The organism is Streptomyces sp., from assembly GCF_050698815.1.
Lineage (GTDB): Bacteria > Actinomycetota > Actinomycetes > Streptomycetales > Streptomycetaceae > Streptomyces.
In genome coordinates, this window is record NZ_JBOHCV010000138.1 from 1 (window position 1) to 5,528 (window position 5,528).

General features: G+C 70.1%; 7 protein-coding genes. 2 read left to right on the top strand and 5 right to left on the bottom strand.

What is annotated here, in order from left to right; genetic code table 11:
• A partial coding sequence (locus ACRDP3_RS05505; protein ID WP_431515677.1) for a S8 family peptidase occupies positions 1 to 890 on the bottom strand: 890 nt, incomplete at its 3' end.
• Positions 891 to 1,194: 304 nt separating this feature from the next.
• On the bottom strand, positions 1,195 to 1,476 hold the full coding sequence (locus ACRDP3_RS05510; RefSeq protein ID WP_431515678.1) for a hypothetical protein: 282 nt from the start codon (positions 1,474 to 1,476) through the stop codon (positions 1,195 to 1,197).
• A 458-nt stretch (positions 1,477 to 1,934) separates the two neighbouring features.
• Here ACRDP3_RS05510 and ACRDP3_RS05515 point away from each other — a divergent pair, with 458 nt between their 5' ends.
• Positions 1,935 to 2,228: a hypothetical protein gene (locus tag ACRDP3_RS05515; RefSeq protein WP_431515679.1), complete on the top strand. Its 294-nt coding sequence runs from the start codon at positions 1,935 to 1,937 to the stop codon at positions 2,226 to 2,228.
• 26 nt (positions 2,229 to 2,254) lie between these two features.
• Positions 2,255 to 2,488: a hypothetical protein gene (locus tag ACRDP3_RS05520; RefSeq protein ID WP_431515683.1), complete on the top strand. Its 234-nt coding sequence runs from the start codon at positions 2,255 to 2,257 to the stop codon at positions 2,486 to 2,488.
• A gap of 29 nt (positions 2,489 to 2,517) precedes the next feature.
• Here the strand turns inward: ACRDP3_RS05520 and ACRDP3_RS05525 are convergent, their stop codons facing one another.
• The 3 genes from ACRDP3_RS05525 to ACRDP3_RS05535 form a co-directional block, all read right to left on the bottom strand.
• A complete protein-coding gene (locus ACRDP3_RS05525; RefSeq protein ID WP_431515680.1) occupies positions 2,518 to 3,138 on the bottom strand; it encodes an L-threonylcarbamoyladenylate synthase in 621 nt (206 codons plus the stop codon).
• 9 nt (positions 3,139 to 3,147) lie between these two features.
• Positions 3,148 to 4,587, bottom strand: a complete 1,440-nt coding sequence (locus tag ACRDP3_RS05530) for an AMP-binding protein (RefSeq protein WP_431515681.1) — start codon at positions 4,585 to 4,587, stop codon at positions 3,148 to 3,150.
• A 188-nt stretch (positions 4,588 to 4,775) separates the two neighbouring features.
• Positions 4,776 to 5,528: class I SAM-dependent methyltransferase (locus ACRDP3_RS05535; RefSeq protein WP_431515682.1), on the bottom strand; the 753-nt coding region annotated here is incomplete at its 5' end.

Consider the following 5,528-nt stretch of genomic DNA (forward strand, 5'->3'; position numbering starts at 1 on the left):
GCGTTGTCGTTCTTGTCGGAAGCGGCGACCGTCGTCACCCCGGCGGCGCTGGCCGGCGAGGAGTTGCAGGCGTCCTCGCCGTCGTTGCCTGCCGCGACGGCCAGAAAGACGCCGGAGTTGCTCAGGTTGGTCGCCGCACTGTTCACCGCTGCGGAGAAGCCGCCGCCGAGGGACATGTTGGCGACGGCGGGCTTGGCCGCGTGGGTGCGGACCCAGTCCATACCCTCGATCACATCGGCATTGGTACCTATGCCGGCGCAGTTGAGGACCTTTACGCCGCGCAGCTGGGCACCCTTGGCCACTCCGTAGGTGGAGCCGCCTATGGTGCCGGCGACGTGCGTGCCGTGGCCGTTGCAGTCCCGGCCGCCCAGGGCGATGCCCTCGAGAGTGGCGTCGTAGGCGCTCGCGGCCCGGTTGCCGAACTCGGGGTGACTGGCCTCGATGCCGGTGTCGATGATGTACGCCGTCACGTTGGAGGCGGTGGTGTTGTAGTTGTAGGTATTCGACAGCGGCAGGTTGCGCTGGTCGATGCGGTCCAGGCCCCAGGTGGCGTTGTTCTGGGTGGCGGAGGCGCGGACCTGCGCGTCCTCCTCGATACGCGTTACGTCGGGGTTGGCGCGCAGGGCGTTGAGCTGCCCGGTGGTCAGCTTGGCCGCGAAACCGTCGATCGCGGCGCTGTAGGTCTGCTTCGGTCTCACGCCTTCGGCGCGAGCCAGGCTGCCGGCCTTCGCGCCGGACTTGAGGGTGACGATGTACTGACCGGGGATCGCCGTCCCAGTGGCCTTTGCGACCGCGACGAGCGGGGCGGCAGGCGTCGCGGCGCTTGCTGAAGCGGGCAGAGCGGCCATGACGAGGGGGATTGCCGCGAGCACAGAAAAGCGCATCCGCATGGGACTCTTCTTCCTGTCGACACGCACGGGTACGCCACGGCGCACAGGGGGCACGCCGCAACGACTGATACGGGGGGGTAACAAGAAACTACGAACACCCGTTCAAGTAAGCAAGACCCTGTGCGCACCTGTACCGCGGATCACAAGCGTGCGGTCGACGCCCAAGCGTAGATATCCCTGACAAACCAGACGTCGGGATGTGGGAGGGAAAGCCCAGGTGGGACGCCCCTCGAACAGCGACGCGTCCAAGACAGACGCAGTCGACGCCGGTCCGGTCGGCGAGCCCGGTACGGACGGCCTGCCCTCACGCCCCGGGGGCGAACACCATGCGCACCACTGCCGTCACGACGAGTAGGGCAGGAATCGCGTACCACCATGTCCTCAGTCGGGCGAGTGCGATGAACACCGCAGTGAGAGCAGCGGCAAGCGCCTCGGTCACGATCCCGAACAGGGCCATCATCCTGGCGGTTTGGGTGACATCGGTATCCCATGGCCCTTCCGACGTGGTCATCAGGGCGTTGAGAACGAAGAACCCTCCCACACCGTGCAGCGCCAGCAGGACCAGCGAGCACAGGACAGGAGCCACCCTTGATGCCGTCCGGGTGCGGGGCTTCACATGGGAGTCAGTCACGAAGGGCCTGCCTGGCGTTGTCGACGGCTATTGGCCGACATACAACCGAAGTTGATCGGTGACTGCCTCCAGGTAGCAGGCTCGCCCGCGAACAGCTCGACGGCACCACCGACACGCGGACCACCCTCTGAGCCACCGCTTCGGAGCCCGAGACCGACGACATACGCATTACCTCGCCCTGCACCTCTTTGGGCGGACCCGGTTCCAACTGGCGGCCTGAGACCGTTCGTCCGGTCGGCATGTGCCCCTTCGTGGAAGGTGTGGAACTTGCGCTGACCAGCGGGGAAGCACACCCCGTCCGCAGCGCGCCCTGCCCCGAGCCGGCCGCATTCTCGTAGTGCTCTCGTCACGCACGGTAGTTCACGCCGTGAAGCCAGGGCAGCGAAACGGCCGAACGACAAGGGAGCGCACCCATGACCAACCAGCGACACACGCCCTCTGCCACCGCCGCGCACCCCGGCGCGGCCAAGATCCGGGAGACGGTCGAGGCCCGCGACGCACTCGCCGACGCGCTCACCCGCGCGGGCATCCAACTCCCCGCGATGGACGTACGCACCCCCTGGCAGGACGTGATCGACAGCGACGGCGACAGCAGCGACGGTGACGCCGGATCCGCCGCCCGCTACGCCCTCGTCCACCTCGGCGTCTGCTCCGCCCCTGTCGCCTTCGCCCTGGCCGCTGTGATCATCAGGGGAGCAGGCCGGTGACCGGTGGTCCGCAGCCCAGGCCGGGCATCCCACCACCGGAACCCGCCATCGGTGTCCCTGTCCGGGACACCGTCCACGACCGCGTCGGCGTCGTCATGGGCCACGAAGGGCCCTACGTCCAGCTGCGCCCGCTCAGCGGCGGCCGCGAATGGGACGCCGACGCGAACAGCCTCCACCCCCTGAGTCCTGCCGAGCTGCTGAGCGCCCGCGTCGCCGAAGCCAACGCCCGCAGCCGCACCGACCTCGACCTCAGCGGCTGACCGTGGCCCCCCTGCCTCCGTCCCCGGGGCTACTCGAATCGTGCGGTGTCGCCCGCCCCTCGGCGTACGATCTCGGCGCCGCCGCCGGAGAAGTCGATGACGGTGGTCGGCTCCGTGCCGCAGTCGCCCGAGTCGATCACCGCGTCCACCACGTGGTCGAGCCGTTCCTTGATCTCCCAGCCCTGCGTCAGCGGCTCGTCCTCGTCGGGCAGGAGCAGGGTGCTGGAGAGCAGCGGCTCACCGAGACCGGCGAGCAGCGCTTGTGTGACGGAATGGTCCGGGATCCGGACGCCGACCGTCTTCTTCTTCGGGTGCAACAGCCGGCGCGGCACCTCCTTGGTCGCGGGGAGGATGAAGGTGTAGCTGCCGGGCGTCGCCGACTTGATCGCGCGGAACACGTCGTTGTCGATGTGCACGAACTGACCCAGCTGCGCGAAGTTCTGGCACATGAGGGTGAAGTGGTGACGGTCGTCGAGGTTCCGGATCGAGCGGATCCGGTCGATGCCGTCGCGGCTCCCCAGCTGACATCCCAGTGCGAAGCAGGAGTCCGTCGGGTACGCCACGAGCGCACCGGCGCGAAGACTGTCGGCCACGGTGTTGATGGTGCGCGGTTGCGGGTTCTCAGGGTGCACGTCGAAGTACTTCGCCATCCACCGACCCTATGTGACCACGACACCGGCGCACAGCCGAGCGGGACGCGAGCCCGGACGCGGGCCCTCCACGGGGGCTTCCCATCCCGTCGGACCCTCTGAGGTTTCCCCGCTCAGCTGGACGTGTGACCTCACGGTGCGCGCATGCTCCGCGCCCGCGGGAGCGTGCGCGCGGGTGCGCCCCACGACCTCGAGCGAGCCGCTCTCGGTCCACCGCCCGTTGTATCCGGATTCCGTGAACGAGCCCCGGTCGTCGGCGGCCGACTCGTGGCAGCCGTCGTAAAGCCTGTCGAAGGGCAGCGCGGTGCCCGCGGCCCATATCTGCCCGGTGCGCCCCCTGGGCAGCACCCGTCCGCCCGCATCGCGGATCGTCACACGGACACGGGACGCGGCGGCACCCATGACCGTACGACCGTCAGCGGCCGGTGCGTTCCGGGCGTCCGCCGTGCAGTCGACGGCTGTCCAGGGCATGGCGCCGTCGCGGGGTGAGAACTCGGCCAGCAGCCGCGTGAAGGGCAGCAGTTCGACATGGCGCTCCACGAGCCCGGCCGGCAGCGGGCCGCCGGTGATCAGGACCGTGCCCAGCCGCTCCCCCGCGCCCGGCCCGGCGCCCGCCAGCACCGCCTCGTACTCATCCGGTCCGTACACCGCGGCGGTACCCGGACCGTGGAGGTGGAGCACGGCCTCGCCCGCCCCCGGGGGACGCGGTCCGTGGAACCTGGTCCCCGCGGCGACCGCCCACCACATCGCGGCCAGGGCCCGTGCGCCGCCGACCTCCTGCCCCGCTGTCACACCGCGGGTGGGCCGGCCGGCCCGGCGCAGCCGGTCATGGACCGCGAACAGCCAGGCCCGGTGGTCGACGAGATGCCCCGTCACACCTCCGTCGGCGCCGAGTTCGGTCAACAGGTAGGCGACATCGGCCGGGCTCGACCGGGGCAGAGACCCGTCCACCCGGAGGGGGGTGATCTTCGCCCACGTCCGCTCGTCGTCCAGCACCATGGCAGGGAGTGGCCAGCGCTCCCTGGTGGCGCTGCTGCACAGCACGAGCGTCGCACCGCTCAGGTCGGCGATCCGCAGGAGGGCGGCGTCATCGACACCGTGGGGCACCGGGACGCACACTCCGCCCAGCTTGAGCACGGCCAACTGGGCCACCAGCGCCTGGGCGTGGTCCGAGCAGTGGACGAGTACGGGGTCACCGAGCTGCACTCCGTAGCGCAGCAGCGCCGAGGCGACCCGGCCCGAGCTGCTCTCCGCCGACTCGTAGGTGAGCTCGCGACCGCCGTCGGCGACGACGACCTCGTGGGGGCGCCTGGCCGCCGCGAGGCTGAACAACCCGTCCAGGGTGCGCAGGCCTGCGGCGCCCTCCCGGCTTCCGGTCAGGACGCGGGCGGCGCTGCTGCGCCCGGCCGTATCGGGCGTACCCGCGCTGATCGTGGTTGCTGCGCTCACTCAGGGCTCCCAGGAAGATGACGTGCCGCTTCGTCGGAAGGGAGACCTGGGGAACCGCCAGAACGGTGCTTCCTGGCCCCAGGCGCCCCACCCCAGTGTCGCGGTGCCTGCCTGGGCAACTTCTTAAGACAATGTGCATCTGTCCACGCCGGGACAGCGGCACGGCTCGTGCCGGTCGGGCGCGAGGATCAGGGACGGGTGGCCGTGACGAGCCAGACGGCGCCGCGCAGCCGGACCGCGTCCGGGGTTTCGTGCGTCTGGAGCGCCGCCCTCACCTGCTCGCGGGCCTTTTCCACGACCTCCGCGTCCACGCCCTCGAGGTTGTAGCGGATCGGTCCCATCGCGAAGAAGAAGTCCACGGCATCGCCGGCGTTTCGCCCCCAGTCGACCGCCCCCTCGACGGAGGTCGCCGTCACCTCGGTGAATCCCCCGGCGGTGAGCACTTCGTGGATGCGGGCGGGATCGGAGAGCGACATCATGCCCCGCTGCGCGGGAGAGGGCTGGCGGATGAGTGCGTTCACCGGCGCGAAGACCTGGGCCGAGTCCCCGTCGGGGGACGGCGGTTGCGGGGCGATGAAGGTGAGCCGGCCGCCGGGCCGCAGCGCGCGGCCGATATTGGTGAACGCGGCGACGTGGTCGGTGAAGAACATGACCCCGCCCCGGCTGACAGCGGCGTGATAGTGGCCGGCGGGAAAGGGGTGGACCTGCGCGTCGCCCTGTTCGAAGACGGCGTTGGCGATGCCTTCCTCGACGGCGGTGGCTTGCGCCCGCTCCACCATGGGCACGGAGATGTCGATCCCCACAGCCTGTCCTGAAGCGGCCTGGCGGGCGGCGAGGCGGGTGATCTGGCCGGTGCCGCATCCGATGTCGAGCACGTGGTCGTGCTTGCCGATCGCGGCTGCTTCGAGCAGTGCCTCGTTGAATCCGCCGCTCAACGCGTC

Bases quoted from the DNA above. Each gene is read 5' to 3' on its own strand.
- ACRDP3_RS05515 (WP_431515679.1), top strand. From the start codon at position 1,935: ATGACCAACCAGCGACACACGCCCTCTGCCACCGCCGCGCACCCCGGC.
- ACRDP3_RS05525 (WP_431515680.1), bottom strand. From the start codon at position 3,138: ATGGCGAAGTACTTCGACGTGCACCCTGAGAACCCGCAACCGCGCACC.